General features: G+C 69.6%; 18 protein-coding genes, 1 other RNA gene and 1 pseudogene. 7 read left to right on the forward strand and 13 right to left on the reverse strand.

From position 1 onward, the window contains the following. Positions 1 to 91 precede the first annotated feature (91 nt). Entirely contained in the window at positions 92 to 1,246 is a 1,155-nt protein-coding gene (dapE, locus tag MQH10_RS11720) for a succinyl-diaminopimelate desuccinylase (protein WP_242564234.1), read from the forward strand. On the opposite strand, the gene truA is transcribed toward dapE, so the two are convergent. Both truA and fmt read right to left on the reverse strand, forming a co-directional pair. Next, the gene (gene truA, locus MQH10_RS11725; RefSeq protein ID WP_242564235.1) at positions 1,219 to 1,977 is read right to left on the reverse strand and encodes a tRNA pseudouridine(38-40) synthase TruA; all 759 of its coding nucleotides are present in this window, start codon (positions 1,975 to 1,977) and stop codon (positions 1,219 to 1,221) included. The genes dapE and truA overlap by 28 nt on opposite strands. Position 1,978: 1 nt before the next feature. Continuing rightward, on the reverse strand, positions 1,979 to 2,905 hold the full coding sequence (gene fmt, locus MQH10_RS11730) for a methionyl-tRNA formyltransferase (protein WP_242564236.1): 927 nt from the start codon (positions 2,903 to 2,905) through the stop codon (positions 1,979 to 1,981). 86 nt (positions 2,906 to 2,991) lie between these two features. On the opposite strand from fmt, the gene MQH10_RS11735 reads away from it, so the two are divergent. Next, positions 2,992 to 3,327, forward strand: coding sequence for a hypothetical protein (locus MQH10_RS11735; RefSeq protein ID WP_242564237.1), 336 nt, complete (start codon positions 2,992 to 2,994; stop codon positions 3,325 to 3,327). Between the two features lie 12 nt (positions 3,328 to 3,339). Here MQH10_RS11735 and MQH10_RS11740 read toward each other — a convergent pair whose 3' ends face one another. Then, a complete protein-coding gene (locus tag MQH10_RS11740; RefSeq protein ID WP_242564238.1) occupies positions 3,340 to 4,134 on the reverse strand; it encodes a helix-turn-helix domain-containing protein in 795 nt (264 codons plus the stop codon). Between the two features lie 549 nt (positions 4,135 to 4,683). Between MQH10_RS11740 and MQH10_RS11745 the strand changes: the two genes are divergently transcribed. Continuing rightward, entirely contained in the window at positions 4,684 to 5,331 is a 648-nt protein-coding gene (locus tag MQH10_RS11745; RefSeq protein ID WP_242564254.1) for a YiaD family glycine zipper/OmpA-like lipoprotein, read from the forward strand. 31 nt (positions 5,332 to 5,362) lie between these two features. Here the strand turns inward: MQH10_RS11745 and def are convergent. The 3 genes and pseudogenes from def to recR form a co-directional block, all read right to left on the reverse strand. Then, a pseudogene (gene def, locus MQH10_RS11750) lies at positions 5,363 to 5,871 on the reverse strand (peptide deformylase). Between the two features lie 15 nt (positions 5,872 to 5,886). Next, the gene (locus MQH10_RS11755; RefSeq protein ID WP_242564239.1) at positions 5,887 to 7,143 is read right to left on the reverse strand and encodes a DNA recombination protein RmuC; all 1,257 of its coding nucleotides are present in this window, start codon (positions 7,141 to 7,143) and stop codon (positions 5,887 to 5,889) included. A gap of 52 nt (positions 7,144 to 7,195) precedes the next feature. Further along, positions 7,196 to 7,798 (reverse strand): recombination mediator RecR, encoded by a 603-nt coding sequence (recR, locus tag MQH10_RS11760; RefSeq protein ID WP_242564240.1) that lies wholly within the window; start codon positions 7,796 to 7,798, stop codon positions 7,196 to 7,198. A gap of 117 nt (positions 7,799 to 7,915) precedes the next feature. Here recR and MQH10_RS11765 point away from each other — a divergent pair, with 117 nt between their 5' ends. Further along, entirely contained in the window at positions 7,916 to 8,428 is a 513-nt protein-coding gene (locus MQH10_RS11765; RefSeq protein WP_242564241.1) for a GNAT family N-acetyltransferase, read from the forward strand. Between the two features lie 12 nt (positions 8,429 to 8,440). Here the strand turns inward: MQH10_RS11765 and MQH10_RS11770 are convergent, their stop codons facing one another. The 3 genes from MQH10_RS11770 to ffs form a co-directional block, all read right to left on the reverse strand. Next, on the reverse strand, positions 8,441 to 8,764 hold the full coding sequence (locus tag MQH10_RS11770) for a YbaB/EbfC family nucleoid-associated protein (protein ID WP_242564242.1): 324 nt from the start codon (positions 8,762 to 8,764) through the stop codon (positions 8,441 to 8,443). A gap of 9 nt (positions 8,765 to 8,773) precedes the next feature. Further along, on the reverse strand, positions 8,774 to 10,612 hold the full coding sequence (locus tag MQH10_RS11775) for a DNA polymerase III subunit gamma/tau (RefSeq protein WP_419720768.1): 1,839 nt from the start codon (positions 10,610 to 10,612) through the stop codon (positions 8,774 to 8,776). A gap of 36 nt (positions 10,613 to 10,648) precedes the next feature. Continuing rightward, positions 10,649 to 10,747: signal recognition particle sRNA small type (ffs, locus tag MQH10_RS11780), an RNA gene on the reverse strand. Positions 10,748 to 10,807: 60 nt separating this feature from the next. Between ffs and nudC the strand changes: the two genes are divergently transcribed. Continuing rightward, entirely contained in the window at positions 10,808 to 11,731 is a 924-nt protein-coding gene (nudC, locus tag MQH10_RS11785) for an NAD(+) diphosphatase (protein ID WP_242564243.1), read from the forward strand. 129 nt (positions 11,732 to 11,860) lie between these two features. Here the strand turns inward: nudC and MQH10_RS11790 are convergent, their stop codons facing one another. Next, a complete protein-coding gene (locus MQH10_RS11790) occupies positions 11,861 to 12,265 on the reverse strand; it encodes an endonuclease domain-containing protein (protein WP_272886875.1) in 405 nt (134 codons plus the stop codon). A gap of 162 nt (positions 12,266 to 12,427) precedes the next feature. Here MQH10_RS11790 and MQH10_RS11795 point away from each other — a divergent pair, with 162 nt between their 5' ends. Beyond that, positions 12,428 to 13,048 (forward strand): glutathione S-transferase family protein, encoded by a 621-nt coding sequence (locus MQH10_RS11795; protein ID WP_242564245.1) that lies wholly within the window; start codon positions 12,428 to 12,430, stop codon positions 13,046 to 13,048. A gap of 1 nt (position 13,049) precedes the next feature. Here the strand turns inward: MQH10_RS11795 and MQH10_RS11800 are convergent, their stop codons facing one another. Genes MQH10_RS11800 through MQH10_RS11810 form a run of 3 tightly spaced genes read right to left on the reverse strand, consistent with a single transcriptional unit; the run spans position 13,050 to position 14,940 of the window. Beyond that, entirely contained in the window at positions 13,050 to 13,352 is a 303-nt protein-coding gene (locus MQH10_RS11800; protein WP_242564246.1) for a hypothetical protein, read from the reverse strand. Next, positions 13,352 to 14,200, reverse strand: a complete 849-nt coding sequence (locus tag MQH10_RS11805; protein WP_242564247.1) for a prephenate dehydratase — start codon at positions 14,198 to 14,200, stop codon at positions 13,352 to 13,354. Before MQH10_RS11805 ends, MQH10_RS11800 begins: the two co-directional genes overlap by 1 nt. Then, complete coding sequence (locus MQH10_RS11810; RefSeq protein ID WP_242564248.1) at positions 14,197 to 14,940, reverse strand: 3-deoxy-manno-octulosonate cytidylyltransferase; 744 nt, start codon at positions 14,938 to 14,940, stop codon at positions 14,197 to 14,199. Before MQH10_RS11810 ends, MQH10_RS11805 begins: the two co-directional genes overlap by 4 nt. A gap of 139 nt (positions 14,941 to 15,079) precedes the next feature. On the opposite strand from MQH10_RS11810, the gene MQH10_RS11815 reads away from it, so the two are divergent. Beyond that, positions 15,080 to 15,674: c-type cytochrome (locus MQH10_RS11815; RefSeq protein ID WP_242564249.1), on the forward strand; the 595-nt coding region annotated here is incomplete at its 3' end.

Consider the following 15,674-nt stretch of genomic DNA (forward strand, 5'->3'; position numbering starts at 1 on the left):
CCACTCTGGGCGGCGGCCCTTGACCGGGGATCGGAGGGGTCAACCGCCGGGGCATTGCTCCGCCCGCGGCCTGCGGCTACCAGCTTGGGCCATGTCCGATCTCGATCCCGTCGCCCTGACCCAGGCCCTGATCCGCCGTCCCTCCGTCACCCCGGCGGATGAGGGCGCCATGGATCTGGTCGAGCGCACCCTGACCGGCCTGGGCTTCGCCTGCCGCCGGATGAGGTTCGGGGAGATCGAGAACCTCTACGCCCGCTACGGGACCGCACGGCCCAACCTCTGTTTCGCCGGCCACACCGACGTGGTGCCGGTGGGCGACGCCGCCGCCTGGAGCCGTGAGGCCTTCGCCGCCGAGATCGTCGACGGGGTGCTGATCGGGCGCGGCGCCGTGGACATGAAGAGCGCCGTGGCCGCCTTCGCCGCCGCCGCCGGCAAGGCCATCGCCGCGGGCCAGGTGAAGGGCTCGCTGTCCTTCCTGATCACCGGCGACGAGGAGGGCGTGGCCACCCACGGCACCAAGATGGTCGTCGAGGCCCTGGCCGCCGAGGGCGAGATCCTCGACCACTGCATCGTCGGTGAACCGACCAGCGCCGAGAGCTTCGGCGACATGGTCAAGATTGGCCGGCGGGGCTCGATCAATGTCGAGATCAAGGTCGACGGGATCCAAGGTCACGTCGCCTATCCCCACCGCGCGGCCAATCCGGTGCCCGTGCTGATCCGCCTGCTGGCCGCCTTGCAGGCCCGGGTGCTGGACGAGGGCTACACCGACTTCCAGCCCTCGAACCTCGAGGTCACCACCATTGATGTCGGCAATCCGACCACCAACCTGATCCCGGCCGCGGCGCGGGCGCGGCTGAACATCCGCTTCAACCCCGCCCACAAGGGCCAGGAGCTGGCCGACTGGATCCAGGCCGAGGCGGACAAGGCGGCCGAGGGGTTCCCGGGCAGCATCACCCTCAACCCCGCCATCAGCGGCGAGGCTTTCCTGACCGAGCAGGGCCCGTTCACAGCCCTGGTCTCCGACGCCGTGAAGGATGTCGCCGGCATCGCGCCGGATCTGTCGACCACCGGCGGCACCTCGGACGCCCGCTTCATCCGCGCCCTGTGCCCGGTGGTGGAGCTCGGCCTGGTCGGAAAGACCATGCACTCGGTCGATGAGCGCGCGCCGGTCGCGGAGATCCGCCAGCTTCAGGCGGTCTATGAGCGGCTGATCGCCCGCTATTTCGAGACGTTCACCGCCGCGTAGCCGACGCTCATCAGATAGAGGCCGTCGGACGGCGCCACCGGCCCGCAGGCCCGGCGGTCACGGGCCTCCAGCGCCGCCTTCACACCGGCGGCCGTCCAGCGCCCGATCCCGACCTCGGCCAGGGTCCCCGTCATGGAGCGGACCTGGCGGTGCAGGAAGGAGCGGGAGGCGAACTCCAGATGCACCTCCTCCCCCACCCGGCTGACCCGCGCCAGGTCCAGGGTCTTGACCGGCGACTTGGCCTGGCACTGCAGGTCGCGGAAGGTGGTGAAGTCGTGGTGGCCGACCAGCACCTGCGCGGCGGCGTGCATGGCCTCGGCGTCCAGGGGCTTGCGCGCATGCCAGACCCGGCCGAAGTCGAGCGCCGCGCGAGCCGGGCGGTTGAGGATGCGGTAGAGGTAGCGCCGCTCCGTGGCCGAGAAGCGGGCGTGCCAGTCGCCGACGGCGACCTCGACATCCAGCACCGCGATCGGTTCGGGGACCAGATGGGCGTTCAGCGCGTTGCGAACGACCTCTGGCTTCCAGTCCTTTTCGAGATCGATGTGCACCACCTGGCCCATGGCGTGGACGCCGGTGTCGGTGCGCCCTGCCGCCTGCAGGCGGATCGTCTCGCCGCTGAAGGCCGCGACGGCGCGCTCCAGGCAGCCCTGGACGGTGGGCAGGTCGCCCTGGGCCTGGAAACCCTTATAGGGTCGGCCGTCATATTCGATCGTCAGGCGGTAGCGGGGCATGTCAGGCCAGGACCTGGCCGGCCGCCACCGGGAAGCCGCGCAGGAAGACCTCGGCGTCCTGCGGCCCCTTGCCCCCACGCTGCACCTTGAGCAGGCGCACGGCCCCCTCGCCGCACGCGATCAGCAGGCGGTCGTCCAGCACGGCGCCGGGCGGGCCCGAGCCATCCTCGACCCGGGACAGCAGCGCCTTGACCCGTACGGGGCCCTTGTCGCCGGAAAGCTCGAACCAGGCGCCGGGAAAGGGCGACAGGCCGCGGATCTTGCAGTCGACCTCGGCGGCCGGCTTGGCCCAGTTCAGCCGCGCCTCCTTGGGGCGGATCTTCTTGGCGTAGGTCGCGCCGTCCTCGGCCTGGGGCGTGGCGACCGCGCGGCCGGCCTCGATTTCGACCAGGGTCTCGACCAGCAAGGCCGCGCCCGTCTCGGCCAGGCGGTCGTGCAGGGTCCCCGCGGTGTCCAGGGCGTCGATCCTCACGGCAGCCGAGGCGAGCACGGGGCCTTCGTCCAGGCCCTCGGTCATGCGCATGACCTGCACGCCGGTGACCTGGTCTCCGGCCATGATCGCCCGCTGGATGGGCGCGGCGCCCCGCCAGCGGGGCAGCAACGAGGCGTGCAGATTGAACGAACCTAGCCGCGGGGCGTCGAGCACGGCGGCGGGCAGGATCTGGCCGAACGCCACCACCACGGCGGCGTCCAGGCCCAGGGCCTGGAAGGCGGCGATCTCGGCGGGATCGCGCATGGAGGCCGGCGTGCGGACCTCGATCCCCCGCGCGGCGGCGAAGGCGTGGGTCGCCGAGGGCTTCAGCTCATGGCCGCGGCCGCGCGGGGCGGGCGGCTGCGAATAGACCGCCGCGATCTCGTGGCCCGCCGCGACCAGGGCGGCCAGGCAGGTGACGGCGAAGTCCGGGGTTCCCAGGAAGGCGAGGCGCATGGGCGGGGTTTAGCCGGGGCGGGCCCAATAAGGAACCTTCACCACGGACCGATCGTTCATGGGCCGTCTGAACCGGAGCCTTAGCCATGCGCACGACCCTGACCGCCAAGCCCCTGATCCTCGCCCTCGCCGCCTGCGCCCTGGCCCTGGGCGCCTGTTCCAAGGCCGATCAGGCCCAGACCCAGGCCGATGTTCAGGCCGCCGCGCACAAGACCGCCGCCGAGGCCAAGGACGTGGCCCAGAGCCCCGAGATCAAGGCTGTGGGGAACGATGTGAAGGCCGCCGCCCAGGACGCGGGCGCCGCGGCCAAGGACGCCGCCGGCGACGCCAAGGTCGCCGTGGCCAAGGCCGGGGCCGAACTCAAGCAGGGCGCGGCCGACGCCAAGGCCGATCTGGACAAGCGCACCGACGCGCCGAAATAGCGCCCGGCCCGTTCAGGTCTCGCCCAGCGCCTCCGCGGCCTGGGCGGCGACGAAGGCCATGCCCACATAGACCACGCCGAAGAACTTGCGCAGGGACTCGCCAAGCGCGGGCAGCAGGGCCCAGCGACCGTCGCGGCCGGCGCGGCGCACGAAGTCGGCCGCCTCAAGGTCGCGCAGCAGGCTAAGCACGTGGCTCCGGGAGATCCCGTACTTTCGGGCCAGGGCCGAAACCGAGATCTCCACTTCGGCAGGACCGCCGAACGGGCTGACGCCGTCGTCCGCCGCGGCGAGCAGATCATAGAGCACCAGCATCCCGGCAGAGCGGACCGCCAGCCGGTTCAGCACGTCCAGCTCAGCCCGGGGCTGGCTGGCGGCCACGATCGCCTCCCGCCCCAGGGCGGTGAACACGGCCCCGAACACCCGGGGCTCGCCGAGCCGGTCGCAGATCGACGCCATTTCCGGGACCAGCATGGCCGCGGCGTCCAGCTCGATCTTCATGCGGTCATGAAAGGTCTGGATCATCTCGGGCGTCGGGCGATAGCGGCGCGGCATCCCGGCGCCGCCCGCCTCGTCGCGCACGACATAGCCGATGGTCCGCATGCGAAAGAGCACGGCCGTCGCAGTGCCGGCGCTGATCACTCCGGTCTGACCGGACAGGGTGCGCAGGCGCCGATGGGTCAGACCGCCGGTGGCGTCCAGATAGAGCGCGACGACGCCCAGGATCAGACGTCCCACATCCTTGACGTTGCGGTGCAGCACCGGGTTCGTCTGGAAATAGTCGAGGGCCGAGCGCACCGAATGGCGCATGGCCGCGTCGAACTGCGGATGCGCGCACAGCACTTTGAGGCGGGCGTCGAACTGGGCCGGATCTGACGCTGGGGAAGTCTCAGGGGTAGTCAAACGCGCGCCTCGATTCGCCCACATGCTCATTCTGGGTCTAGCGCACCGCTATGCGGGACCGTACCAGAAAATGCCATGCCGAGGCTGACGGTTCGATGCTACCCGCCCCCTTGGTTCACCTTTGATTGACCCAGCCGCGGCCCCGACCGGAACCAAGACCGGTCGACAAGTCCGGCTGCAAGGAACCCTCGTCGCGGAGGCCGGCCCCACCACCGGTTCTCCACTCAAGCGACGGGCGTCGCCATGGCGACGACGGCGACCGGCGACGACCCGACCTCTCACGAAGGTCGGCGAGCCGGGATCGGGCTTGGGGAGTCCGGTCGGGACGAGCGCGCCCGGGAAAACCGTGTTTTCCGGGATAGCTCGTCCCTGCTAGCCGCCGACGGCGGAACGGCCGAGCTTGCTGGGCGTTGATGAGGCTCATACGGAGCCATCACCTTGTCCCGCACTCTTCTCATGGGCCTCATCGGCGCCCTCGCCCTGGGCGCCTGCACCACCGTCGACCCCTATACGGGCCAGACCGTCCGCGACAACACCCGCACGGGCGCCCTGTCCGGCGCCGCGGCGGGCGCCCTGCTGGGCTATCTGACCAACACCAACAATAGCGAACAGGGCCGGACCAACGCCCTGATCGGCGCCGGCGTCGGCGCGCTCGCGGGCGGCGCCATCGGCAACTACATGGACCGCCAGCAGACCCAGCTGCGCGCCCAGTTGGCCGGTTCGGGCGTGACCGTCACCCGCCAGGGCGACAACATCGTGCTGAACATGCCCTCGGACGTCACCTTCCCGTCCGACCAGTCCGACATCCAGCCGCGCTTCTACGGCACCCTGGATCAGGTCGCCGACACCCTGAACCAGTATCCCCAGACCATGATCGACGTGGTCGGCCACGCCGACTCCACCGGGGCCGCGGACTACAACCAGGCGCTCTCGGAACGCCGCGCGGCGTCAGTGGCCGGCTATCTGGTCAATCGCGGCGTGCTGCGCGACCGGCTCTATGTGGCGGGACGCGGCGAGGCCGACCCGATCGCGTCGAACGACACGCCGGACGGCCGCGCTCAGAACCGCCGGGTGGATGTGGTGCTGAAGCCGTTCAGAGGCTGATGAGACCCCGCCCCGCTCGCGGGGCGGGCCGTCAGGCCGCGCGGGCCTGCTTCTTGACCTTGGCGACGCGCGGTCGCGCTTCAGGCGCGAGAGATAGTCGATGAACAGGACCCCCTTCAGGTGGTCCATCTCATGCTGGATGCAGACAGCGAACAGGCCCTCGGCCTCCTCGACGACTTCCTCGCCCTGATAGTTCAGATACTTGAGCTTCACCTTCGACGGGCGCTCGACCTCGTCATAGATGTCGGGCACCGAGAGACAGCCCTCCTCATAGGGCTGGGTCTCGTCCGACGCGTCGAGGATCTGCGGATTGACGAAATAGCGCGGCGCCTTGGGCTCGTCCGGACCGGCCAGGTCCATGACGATGACCTGCTTGGGCACGCCGATCTGGATCGCCGCCAGGCCGATGCCCGGCGCGTCGTACATGGTCTCCAGCATGTCATCCATCAGGGCGCGCAGCTCGTCATCCACCCGCTCGACGGGTTGGGAGACCTGTTTCAGCACCGGGTCAGGGACGACGAGGATCGGACGAATAGCCATGGCTTTTCAGGTAGGTCAGTGACCCTTGAGCGTCAAGGCGGCGGGCTGCCCCACCGGCTCGTCCTCGACCGCCAGCTTGGAAAGTGACCGCACCCCGGTCTCGACGGGGGTCAGTTCGGGAATCTCGCGGCCCTCATGGTCGACCTTGAGATCCTCGAAGCGCCGCGCCTGGGTCAGGACCTGGGTCTCCATCGAGCCCACGAACTGGTTATAGCGGCCGACTGCGGCGTCCAGGGCCTTGCCGACCGAGGCGGCGTGGCCGCCCATGACCGACAGGCGCTTGTAGAGCTCGCGGCCCAGCTTGACGATCTCCTGGGCGTTCTTGGCCTGCTCCTCGACCCGCCAGCCATAGACCACCGCCTTGCACAGCGCGAACAGGGTGGTGGGCGTCACCACAAGCACCCGCTTGTCCATGGCCTCGGTCATCAGCTCCGGCGCGCGCTCCAGGGCCGCGGCCAGGAAACTGTCGCCGGGAATGAACATGGCCACGAAATCGGGCGAGGCGGCGAACTGGTCCCAATAGGTCTTGTTGGACAGCCCGATCATGTGGGCGCGCACGCTCTGGGCGTGGCGGACGTAAGCGGCTTCCCGCAGCCCATCGTCGACGGCGTCCTGGGCCTCCAGGAAGGCGTTCAGCGAGCACTTGGCGTCGATGACGAACACCGCCCCGCCGGGCAGGCGCACGGTGACATCGGGCCGGCGGCGGCCTTCCTCGGTGTCGGTCGAGGTCTGTTCGGTGAAATCATAGTGCGCGTTGAGGCCGGCGGCCTCCAGCACGTTGCGCAGGGTCTGTTCGCCCCAGCGCCCCTGCACGCCCGCGCCGCGACGCAGGGCCGCCGACAGCTTGCGGGCCTCGGCCTGGGTGGCCGTGGACGCGGTCATGAGGTCGGCGATCTGCTGCTTCAGTCCGCCGGTCTCCTCGGCGCGGGATTTCTCCACGGCCGTGACTTGTTCCTGGAACTTGGCCAGAGTCTCCGCCACCGGCTTCAGCTGGGCTTCCAGCCGGGCCTGGGCCAGCTGTTCGCGATTGTGGAAGGTCTCGTCGGCGCGCTTGAGCACCTGCTCGGCGATGGCGGTGGCCGCCTCGGCCTGGATATAGGCGGCGTTCTTGGCCCCCTGCTCCTCCATCAGCCTCACGCGGGCGGCGGCGTCCTGCAGGTCCCAGGCCCGCGCCTCGGCACGATTGGCCCGCCCGCGCTCCATGAACGCCCAGGCGAAACCGGCGACGGCGGCGAGAAGGCCCACAAGGGCGAGGATAAGTTCGGCGTTCATGGTGCGTTCTTACGCGGAGTCGGTCGCGGGCGCATCCCCCGCTCTGGCGGGATCAGGCCGGTCGCCGCGCCCGCATGGCCTGGGCGATGGTGCCGTCGTCCAGCCAGTCGAGTTCGCCGCCGACCGGTACGCCGCGGGCCAGCATGGTGACGCTGACCTCGGCCTTGGCCAGGCTGTCGGCCAGATAATGGGCTGTGGTCTGGCCGTCGACGGTGGCCGGCAGGGCCAGGATCACTTCCTTGACCCCGCCTTCGCTCGCCCGCGCAATCAGGGCGCCGATGCGCAGCGCGTCGGGCCCCACGCCGTCCAAGGCCGAGAGCAGGCCGCCCAGCACATGGTAGCGGCCGCGGAAGGCGCTGGCCCGCTCCATGGCCCAAAGCGCGCCGACCTCCTCCACCACGCAGATCAGCGAGGCGTCGCGGGCGGGATCGGAACAGACCGCGCAGGGATCCTGGGTGTCGAGCGAGCCGCAGACCGAGCAGGTCTTCACCCGCGCCGCCGCCTGGCTCATGGCGTCGGCCAAGGGCAGCAGCAGGGCGTCACGACGCTTGAGCAGAGCCAAGGCCGACCGTCGCGCCGATCGCGGGCCGAGGCCCGGCAGCTTGGCGAGCAGACTGATCAGCCGCTCGATCTCGGGTCCGGCGGAGGCGGCCAAACGGGCTCCTGACGTGATGGTGGCGCGGGACGCGGCCGTGTGCGAGTCACCGCACGAGGTCCGGCGCGATTGTCGAGACTAGCGAAGTGGATGTCGAGACCGCGATGAGCAAGCCCCGTGATTGACCTGCCGGCGATCGAAGGCGCGCTCACCGCCCTGGTCTCCGGGTCTGCGGTCGAGGAGTTGCAGGTGCTGCTGGAGCGCTGCGCCGACTTCGAGATCCTGGTGACAGGCGCGCCGCCGGGCCCCACCGCCGCCGAGGACCTGCTGGTCGACGCGCCCGAGGACCATCCCCTGCGCGACAAGTTCGTGATTGGGGTCTGGACGGACCAGGGTCTGACCGCGACCATCGACCTGCTGCGGCATTTTCCGCAGGAACACGTCTGGTATGTGGGCCTGCTGCTGGTCGCGCCGGAGTCCCGCGGCCAGGGCCTGGGCCGGCGCATCGTCGAGGCCCTGATCGATTGGGTGCGCCGCCAGGGCGGCCGGGCCTTGCGGCTGGTGGTTCAGGAGCAGAACCCCCGCGCCATGGCCTTCTGGCGGGCCCACGACTTCCAGCCGATCGGGACCGCAGTCCAGGAGCTGGAGGCCCGGACCAACCAGGTCACGCGGATGGAACGGCGCATCTGACGCCGCCCGGCGTCAGAACTTCAGGCCGGGAATGCCCATGCCGGCCAGGGGGCCTGCGGCCTCGCGCATCAGATCGGCTTGGGCCGCGTCCAGCTTGCGCTTGGCGTCGGCGTGGGCGGCGACGATCAGGTCCGACAGCACCTCGCCCTCGCCGGGCGCCAGCAGGCTCTCGTCCATCTCGACCCCGGCCAGTTCGCCCGTTCCCTTCAGGGTCACCTTGACCATGCCGCCGCCGGAGGTGCCGTCGACCACGGTCTCGGCCAGCCGCGCCTGGGCGTCGGCCAGCTTCTGTTGCATCTGTTGGGCCTGCTTCATCAGGCCGCCGAGGTCTTTCATGCGGAACTCCTAGTCCTCGTCCTCTTCCGGCGCGTCGGTGACCGACGAGGGCTCGGGAAGCGGGGTGTTGCGAATGCTGATGATCTCCGCGCCCGGAAAGGCCTGCATGACCGCCTGGACGAAGGGATCCTGCTCCACCTGGCCGCGGACCTCGCGCTCCTCGCGCTTCTGCCGCTCCCACAGGCTCTCGGCCCCGCCGCCGCCTTGGGCGGCGATCAGCCAGGGCTGGCCGGTCCATTCCTTGAGCTTGGAGACCAGGCGCTGGGCCAGATTGGTCGGGGCGCCGGGGGCCGGCTCGAACTCGATGGCGCCGGGCCGGAAACTGACGGGACGGACATAGCGCTCGACGTCGAGGCGCAAGGCGATGTCGCGCTTCTTCTCGATCAGGGCCAGGACGTCGGCGAAGGATTGCAGATTGGGCGCGGCCTCGGCCGCCTGGGGCTGGGGGGCCATCATCCGCCCCTGAGCCGTGACCCCGCCGCCGGACGACATTTGGCCGCCACCGCCGCCGCCCGAGGGGCCGCCCATGCCGCCGCCGGAGCCGCCGGTCGGCAGATCACCGGACTGCAGTCGCTTCAGGGCCTCCTCAGGCCCCGGCAGGTCGGCCGCATAGGCCAGGCGGATCAGGGCCATGTCGACGGCCGCGGCCGCGTCAGGCGCGCGCCGCACTTCCTCGTGGGCCCGCAGCAGCATCTGCCAGACCCGCGACAGGGATCCGGCCGAGACCGCGGCCCCCACCGCCGCCAGGCGCGCGGCCTGCTCCTTGGGCATGATCAGAGCCTGGACCCCGATCGCCTTGGCCACCGAGGCGGCGTGGGCGTGGTCGAGCAGGTCCAGCATCACCTGGCCCGGATCGGCGCCATAGCCATAGAGAGTGCGGAAGGTCTCGATCGCCGGACCGGCCTCGCCGCGCATCAGGAGTTCGAACAGGGCGATGGTCTGGGCCCGGTCGGCCAGGCCCAGCATGTCGCGGATCAGGGTGGCCGGGATGGTCATGCCCGGCTCGCCCTGCACGATCGCCTGGTCGAGCATGGACTGGGCGTCGCGCATTGAGCCCTCGGCGGCCCGGGCGATGAGCATCAGCCCCTCGGCCTCCACCAGGGCGTTCTCCTTGCCGCAGATCATCTCCAGGCTTTTCACGATGACGTCCGGCTCGACGCGGCGCAGGTCGAAGCGCTGGCAGCGGGAGAGGATGGTCACCGGCACCTTGCGGATCTCGGTGGTGGCGAAGATGAACTTGGCGTGCGGCGGCGGCTCTTCCAGGGTCTTCAACAGCGCGTTGAAGGCGCCGGTGGAGAGCATGTGCACTTCGTCGATGATGTAGACCTTGTAGCGCGCCTCGACGGGGGCGTAGCGCACGCCGTCCAGCAGTTCGCGCATGTCGGCCACCCCGGTGCGGCTGGCGGCGTCCAGCTCCAGCACGTCCATGTGCCGGCCCTCGATGATGGCGCGGCAGTGCCGGCCCTCTTCGCGCAGGTCCAGGCTAGGCTCGTGGATGGTGTCGGTCTCGTAGTTCAGGGCTCGGGCCAGCAGGCGCGCCGTGGTGGTCTTGCCGACGCCGCGCACCCCGGTGAGCATGAAGGCATGCGCGATCCGGCCGGAGGAGAAGGCGTTGCGCAGGGTGCGCACCATCGCCTCCTGGCCATAGAGATCCTCGAAGGACCTCGGCCGGTACTTGCGGGCGATGACGGTGTAGGCGGCCGACGGAGCCTCGGCCGCCGCGGCGGGCTTGGGCGCCGGGGGCGCCCCGAACATGTCGGCGGTGTCGGGATCGCGCTCCGGCGGTTCGGGCGGACCTGCGTCAGCGTCGCCAGCTTCAGACCAGGGCGGGAAATCTTCGTCGGCCATGGGCGCCTGAACTGGAGGCTTGGGGACTTGGGAATAGGGTGGAGACCGAACGACGACCCGGAGCGAAACTCGTTACGGCTGCTTCCTTCCGGACCTGACCGGGTTGGCGAGGCGTCCGCCCGTCGCCGATCTCCGCCCCCTATATCGCGACCTTGAGGGTCGCGCGCAAGCTTGGGCTCATCTAGAACTGTGGGCATGCCTCTTACAGCCTTCCAGAACACCTTCGCCGGCAACCCCCTGAACCGCGCCAGCGAGCGCCGCGGAGACGCCGCCTGGCTCGCCGAGCAGGTCGCCTCGTCCGAGTCCCTGGGCATCGCCCTGTGGAACGGCAAGCCCTTCGTCGAGAAGGCCGCCAATGGCGACCTGCAGATCGCCTACCTGCCCGCGCGCCTGGTCGAGGACCTGGCCGGGAGCCCCGAGCGCCTGCTGTTCATGGGCTTGTGGAAGGAGACCGCGATCTTCGCCGTCGACCTGGAGGGCGGCGCCGACCCGGCCGAGGGACCCCTGGCGGGCCTGGGCCGATTCGAGGACCTGCGCGGCGTGGCCCTGCGCCTGCCGGCCACGGACGCCTCGATCGTCGCCACCGCCAAGGCGATGTTCGAGTGGCGCCGCCGTCACCGCTTCTGCGCCGCCTGCGGCCATGCGTCAGAACCGGCCGAGGGCGGCTGGAAGCGGATCTGCCCCTCCTGCAACGCCGAGCACTTCCCCCGCACCGACCCCGTGGTGATCATGCTGGCCGTGTTCGAGGACCGCTGCATGCTGGGCCGCCAGGAGATCTGGCCCAAGGGCATGTTCTCGGCCCTGGCCGGCTTCCTGGAGCCCGGCGAATCGATCGAGGAGGCCTGCGCCCGCGAACTTGAGGAAGAGGCGGGCCTGAAGACCCTCTCGGTCGCCTATCACTCGACCCAGCCCTGGCCCTATCCGTCGTCCCTGATGATCGGCCTGATCGCCCAGGTGGCCGACGACGACGCCGCCCCCGACCAGACCGAACTGTCGGAAGTGCGCTGGTTCACCAAGGCCGAGGCCCGCGCCCTGCTGGCCGGCGAAGTCCCCGCCACCTTCGCGCCCCCCCCGATGGCCATCGCCCACCAGCTGATCAAGGCCTGGGCGGAAAGCTGAGGTGAGCCGCTGGCCTGCGCTGTCCTTCTCCCCCTGCGGGAGTAGGTGGCCCGAAGGGCCGGATGAGGGGTCGAGCAGGCTTCTCCGAAAAGGCCCTCGAAGGAAACACGGATGACGGAGCAAAACCCCTCATCCGTCGGCTTCGCCGACACCTTCTCCCGCAAGGGGAGAAGGGAAATCCTCGTCCCAGCGCTTGAGGGGCGCCTTTGCTTCGATCCAGGCGCAGATCATACCTAGAACTTCCGCCCGAGACGCCGCGATCTGGTCGTTGGAGAACCGCAACACCGTGAAGCCTTGGGCGCTCAGCCAACTATCTCGGATGCTGTCATCCTGATGGAACGGCCCATCCGCCTCGATAATCAGCCGATGTCTAGGGCAGAGAAAATCCACCACATAGGGACCGAGCGGCGCCTGCCGGCGAAATTTGACGCCTAGCAGCCGTCGATCACGCAAGACCTTCCAAAGCCTCGCCTCTTGCGCTGTCGGCGACTGGCGCATGCGCCTTGCGAAGGCGCGTTTAGGTCTCTGAGCCATCCGGAAACGCTATCAAATGTTCTCTTATTGTTCCAGTCACGCTCCATCGAACATCGACGCGCCTCGGCGCCCCCGATCGCACGGCTCCTGACCTCACCCTGCTGACAGTCTGCTGTCAGCAGGGGGCGGTAGAGTGGCTTCATCACCTCACGGAGCCCGGCCATGTCCCAGGAAATCACCTTCTACACCCACCCCATGTCCCGCGGCCGCGTGGTCCGCTGGATGCTGGAGGAAGTGGGCCAGCCCTATCGGACCGAGCTGCTCGACTATGGCTCGACCATGAAGGCGCCGGCCTATCTGGCGATCAATCCCATGGGCAAGGTCCCGGCCCTGCGCCACGGCGAGACCGTGGTCACCGAGGGCGCGGCGATCTGCGCCTATCTGGCCGATGCGTTCCCGCAAGCCGGCCTGGCGCCGCCGCCCGGCGCGTCGGCGCGCGGGGACTATTATCGCTGGCTGTTCTTCGCCGCCGCCCCGATGGAGAGCGCCATGATCGCCAAGGCCCTGGGTGTGACCCCGGCCGCCGAGCAGGAGCGGATGGTGGGCTGGGGCAGCTATGACCTGGCCCTGGCGACGCTCGAAAAGGCCATCGCCGGCCGCGAGTTCCTGGCCGGCGACCGGTTCAGCGCTGCGGACCTCTATGTGACGGGCCTGATCGGCTGGGGCCTGCGGACCGGGGGGATTCCCGATCGCCCCGCGTTCCAGGACTTCGTCGCCCGTCACGACGCCCGCCCCGCCGCCGTCCGCGCCCGGGAGCTCGACGACACCCTGCTGGCGGCGTGATCTAGCGCCTAAGCTGGATCATAACCTCGATGTCCTCGCCCTTGCGGTCGCGGCGCTCCATCCGCGCATAGCCGAGGGATTCCGACAGCTCCTTGATGAAGGCCGCGATCGGGCCGCCGTTCAGGCCGCGGACACGGATCAGATAGGGCGGGGGGAGTTCGCTCATCCCGCCCCAGATCATCGAATCGACGAAGGCCTCGATGGAGTTGCCATGCCCGGGCAGGGCGCGGATCTCGTCCTTCAGCACCGTGCAGAAGTCCTTGACCGACTTGCAGGCCCCGCCGTCGATCTCGATGGTGCGCATCAGACGCGGCTCCGGAAGGGGTCGGCGGGATAGACGCCCAGGATCTCGAACTTCTCCGAGAAGAACTGCAGTTCCTCGAAGGCCAGCGCCAGGCCGCGATCCTCGGGCCGGCCGTCGACCTCGGCGTAGAAGAAGGTCGCCGTGAAGGCGCCGTTCTCCATGTAGCTCTCCAGCTTGGTCATGTTCACGCCATTGGTCGCGAAGCCGCCCAGCGCCTTGTAGAGCGCGGCCGGCAGGTTGCGGACCTTGAAGGTGAAGCTGGTGATGCATGGATCGGTGAAGGCCGGCGCCGGCGGGGACTTTTCCGCCGTCATCACCAGGAAGCGGGTGGTGTTGGAGTGCTCGTCCTCGATGTCGCGGACCAGGATCTCCAGGCCGTAGAGCTCGGCGGACAGGGCGGGCGAAATGGCCGCCCGATGCGGGTCGGGCTTTTGCGACAGCAGCAGGGCGGCGAGCGCGGTGTCGCCGACGGGCTCGGTCTTCAGTTTCAGCCGGCGCACCGTCTTGCGGCACTGGGCCAGAGCGATGGGCATGGACTGGACGACGGTGACGTCCTCCAGCTTCACGCCCGGATTGGCCATCAGCTGGAAGTGGATCGGCTTGAACCGCTCGCCGATGATCTTGAGGCCGGAATTGGGCAGCAGGTGGTGCACGTCGGCCACCCGGCCGGCAATGGAGTTCTCGACCGGGATCATGCCGAGCTGGCAGTCGCCGGTCTTGATGGCCTCGAAGGCCTCCTCGAAAGTCGGATGCGGGACCGGGGTCATGTCCGGGAAGGCGGCCAGGCAGGCCTCGTGGCTGTTGGCGCCCAGCTCTCCCTGGAAGGCGATACGACCCTGGCTCATCATTGACTCCCAAGCGCGCGGGCATGGGCCCGGGCGCGTTCCAGATCGGCCGGGTTGTCGACCGAGATCGGCGTGGCGTCGACAACGGCCGCCCAGATGGTCATGCCCAGTTCCATGGCCCGCAGCTGCTCCAGCTTCTCGCGGCGTTCCAGCGGCGAGGGCGGGGCGGCGGCGAAACGCAGCAAGGCCTCGCGGCGATAGGCGTAGACGCCGTGATGATGCCAGACCGGCCCGTCTCCATAGAGGGTCGAGCGGGTGAAATACAGCGCCCGTCCCGTCCGGCCGTCGGGCTGCAGGGCCAGGACCGCCTTCACTGCGTCGGGATTGGTCCGGATCTCGGGCGAGGTCTCGGCCTCGACGATGGTGGCGATGTCGCAGTCCGGGTGATCGGCCAGCAGCTGGGCGCAGTCGGTGAGCGCCGAGGCCTTCAGGAACGGCATGTCGCCCTGCAGGTTGATCACCACGTCGTGGCGGCCTTCCGGATCGAGCTCCGCCAGGGCGGCGATGATCCGGTCGGAGCCGGAGGGCAGGTCCGGATCGGTCAGCACGGCCCGGCCGCCTGCGGCCTCGACGGCCTCGACGATGGCCGAATCACCTGCGGCCACGGCCACCGGTCCGACGCCTGCGGCCTGGGCCTGGCGCAGGACACGGACGATCATCGGCACGCCTTCGATATCGGCCAGAGGCTTGTTTGGCAGGCGCGTGGCGGCCAATCTGGCGGGGATGATTACGATCGGTTGCATGGGACCCCGGGAGCGACCAACTGGCTGGTTGCGCGAGCGCCGGTAGCGTGTAAGAGACGCGGGCGCAATAAGGGGGCGGGGAATCCCGCGCTGACGCCGGCTCACGCGGCCGGCCGTGAAGAGGGCCGATTTTAGGACTATGAGCGACCTTACGTTCAACAAAGTCGCCGCCGCCGTGCTGGCGACGGGTCTGGCCATTGTCGGCCTGCGCGAACTCTCCTCCGGGATTTTCGCATCCAAGGCGCCGGAAAAGCCCGGCTACGCCATCGAGGTCGCGGCCGAGGCCGGCGCCGGTGGCGGTGAAGCCGCAGACGTTCCGCCCGATTGGGGCACGGTCCTGCCGGCCGCCGACGTGAAGGCGGGCGAGGCGGTCTTCGCCAAGTGCAAGTCCTGCCACAACGCCGACAACGGCGGCGCCAACGGCACCGGTCCGAACCTGTGGGGCGTTGAGGGCCGCAAGCCCGGCAGCCACCCGGGCTTCGCCTATTCGTCGGGCATGACCGACTTCGGCGGCAAGCAGGCGGTCTGGGACTACGACCACCTCTATGAGTTCATCAAGGCGCCGCAGAAGTACATCAACGGCACCAAGATGACCTTCGTCGGCCTGAAGAAGCCGGAAGACCGCATCAACGTCATCGCCTATCTGCACGCCCAGGGCGGCACCCTGCCGATCCCGGCGCCGAAGCCCGCGGCGGCTGCGGCCCCGGCGGCCGGCGCTGCGGCGCCCGCGGCTG

This window comes from Phenylobacterium aquaticum, from assembly GCF_022695515.1.
Taxonomy (GTDB): domain Bacteria; phylum Pseudomonadota; class Alphaproteobacteria; order Caulobacterales; family Caulobacteraceae; genus Phenylobacterium; species Phenylobacterium aquaticum.

Excerpts from the sequence above, each read along its gene's own strand:
- dapE (WP_242564234.1), top strand. The coding sequence starts at position 92 with ATGTCCGATCTCGATCCCGTCGCCCTGACCCAGGCCCTGATCCGCCGT.
- truA (WP_242564235.1), bottom strand. The coding sequence starts at position 1,977 with ATGCCCCGCTACCGCCTGACGATCGAATATGACGGCCGACCCTATAAG.
- fmt (WP_242564236.1), bottom strand. The coding sequence starts at position 2,905 with ATGCGCCTCGCCTTCCTGGGAACCCCGGACTTCGCCGTCACCTGCCTG.
- MQH10_RS11735 (WP_242564237.1), top strand. The coding sequence starts at position 2,992 with ATGCGCACGACCCTGACCGCCAAGCCCCTGATCCTCGCCCTCGCCGCC.
- MQH10_RS11740 (WP_242564238.1), bottom strand. The coding sequence starts at position 4,134 with ATGCGCCATTCGGTGCGCTCGGCCCTCGACTATTTCCAGACGAACCCG.
- MQH10_RS11745 (WP_242564254.1), top strand. The coding sequence starts at position 4,684 with ATGGGCCTCATCGGCGCCCTCGCCCTGGGCGCCTGCACCACCGTCGAC.
- MQH10_RS11755 (WP_242564239.1), bottom strand. The coding sequence starts at position 7,143 with ATGAACGCCGAACTTATCCTCGCCCTTGTGGGCCTTCTCGCCGCCGTC.
- MQH10_RS11770 (WP_242564242.1), bottom strand. The coding sequence starts at position 8,764 with ATGAAAGACCTCGGCGGCCTGATGAAGCAGGCCCAACAGATGCAACAG.
- MQH10_RS11775 (WP_419720768.1), bottom strand. The coding sequence starts at position 10,612 with ATGGCCGACGAAGATTTCCCGCCCTGGTCTGAAGCTGGCGACGCTGAC.
- nudC (WP_242564243.1), top strand. The coding sequence starts at position 10,808 with ATGCCTCTTACAGCCTTCCAGAACACCTTCGCCGGCAACCCCCTGAAC.
- MQH10_RS11790 (WP_272886875.1), bottom strand. The coding sequence starts at position 12,265 with ATGGCTCAGAGACCTAAACGCGCCTTCGCAAGGCGCATGCGCCAGTCG.
- MQH10_RS11795 (WP_242564245.1), top strand. The coding sequence starts at position 12,428 with ATGTCCCAGGAAATCACCTTCTACACCCACCCCATGTCCCGCGGCCGC.
- MQH10_RS11800 (WP_242564246.1), bottom strand. The coding sequence starts at position 13,352 with ATGCGCACCATCGAGATCGACGGCGGGGCCTGCAAGTCGGTCAAGGAC.
- MQH10_RS11805 (WP_242564247.1), bottom strand. The coding sequence starts at position 14,200 with ATGATGAGCCAGGGTCGTATCGCCTTCCAGGGAGAGCTGGGCGCCAAC.
- MQH10_RS11810 (WP_242564248.1), bottom strand. The coding sequence starts at position 14,940 with ATGCAACCGATCGTAATCATCCCCGCCAGATTGGCCGCCACGCGCCTG.